Raw genomic sequence first — 1,469 nt, 5'->3', positions numbered from 1 at the left:
TAAAATGTACCCTATAGAGTAGACACTTTAAAAAAGTCTCTCTATAGGGTACTTTTATTTGTATAAAGAAAAGATAGGATTGGAGATACATCACAATGAGCATAAAGACTTTTACAGAAAAAGAAATGAAGTCCTTATTAAAGAATCCTAATGTTAAGGCTGTTAGCCCCAAGGGGATTACATATACAGATGATTTTAAGCGATACTTTATTGCTCAAAATCAGGCAGGTAAGTTACCAAGAGATATCTTTGAAGATAGTGGTTTTGATATAGAGGTTGTTGGTATGTATCGCGTGCAGGCAGCCGGTAAAAGGTGGCGTTCAGCCTATCGAAAGAATGGCTTAGAAGGTTTAAATGATACTCGCAAAGGAAATTCAGGACGTCCACGTGAAAGAGATCTATCTATAGAAGAAAAATATGCTCGGCTAAAAGCTCAAGTTAACCTATTGAAGGCAGAGAATGAGTTGCTAAAAAAGATCGATTTAGCCGAAAGGAGGCTAATGAGAAAGAAATAACCCTGTCAGCCGAACAAAAGTATGTATTAATTCGGTCCATCATTACTAAATATAAACTTAAAAATAAGGTTCAATACTTATGTAATGTCTCTCAGATATCCCGTTCGGGATATTATAATTACTTTCATTCATCCTCCCAAAAGCGTAGACAGGAGCGAGAGGAAAGGGACGAGCAGTTAAGGGGAATTATTATGAAGGCCTATCAATTTAAAAAACGTAAAAAAGGGGCTCGCCAAATTAAAATGACATTGGCAGGTCAATTTAAAATTGTCTTCAACTTGAAACGTATACGTAGAATTATGAAGAAGTATGAGATTGTCTGCCCTATAAGAAAAGCAAATCCCTATCGGAGAATGTTGAAAGCAACTCAAGAACATAGAGTCATGCCAAACCTCTTAAAGCGTCAATTTAAGCAAGAGGTTCCTGGAAAAGTACTCCTGACCGATATCACTTATTTATTTTACGGAAGGGGCCAGAAAGCCTATTTGTCTACCATAAAAGATGGCTCGACTAATGAAATCTTGGCCTACCAAGTATCAGACCGCATGACCATGGATTTAGCTACAGAAACCCTTCTAAAACTAAAGAAAAATCGAAGATTTAAAAAGAGAGAAGGCGCATTAATACACTCGGATCAAGGTATCCACTACACACACCCATACTTTCAAAAGTTAGTGAAGAAACTAGGATTACAACAATCTATGTCTAGACGAGGGAACTGTTGGGATAACGCTCCCCAAGAATCCTTCTTTGGTCACTTTAAAGATGAAGCTAACATTAAATCTTGTGAAACAATTGAAGAGTTAAAAAAAGAAATCAAAAATTATATGATTTACTATAACAACTATAGACACCAATGGAACCTAAAAAAGATGACCCCTGTTCAATACAGAGATCATCTTTTAAAAATTGCTTAGGCTTTTTTAAAATGTCCTTTACACAGGGTACACTTTA

Annotated in this window: 1 protein-coding gene; it reads left to right on the top strand. The window is 36.0% G+C overall.

Features of this window, described 5'->3' with window-relative positions:
- The first annotated feature begins 95 nt into the window (after positions 1–95).
- Positions 96–1,432 (top strand): IS3 family transposase gene (locus tag ACIQXH_RS20390; protein ID WP_403125467.1). Its coding sequence is split into 2 segments (ribosomal slippage): positions 96–489 and positions 489–1,432, totalling 1,338 coding nucleotides; the frame shifts between segments, so codons are not numbered across the junction.
- The last annotated feature ends 37 nt before the right edge of the window (positions 1,433–1,469 follow it).

The organism is Peribacillus sp. NPDC097225, assembly GCF_044761955.1.
Taxonomy (GTDB): domain Bacteria; phylum Bacillota; class Bacilli; order Bacillales; family DSM-1321; genus Peribacillus.
This window is presented reverse-complemented; position numbering and strand designations above follow the sequence as displayed.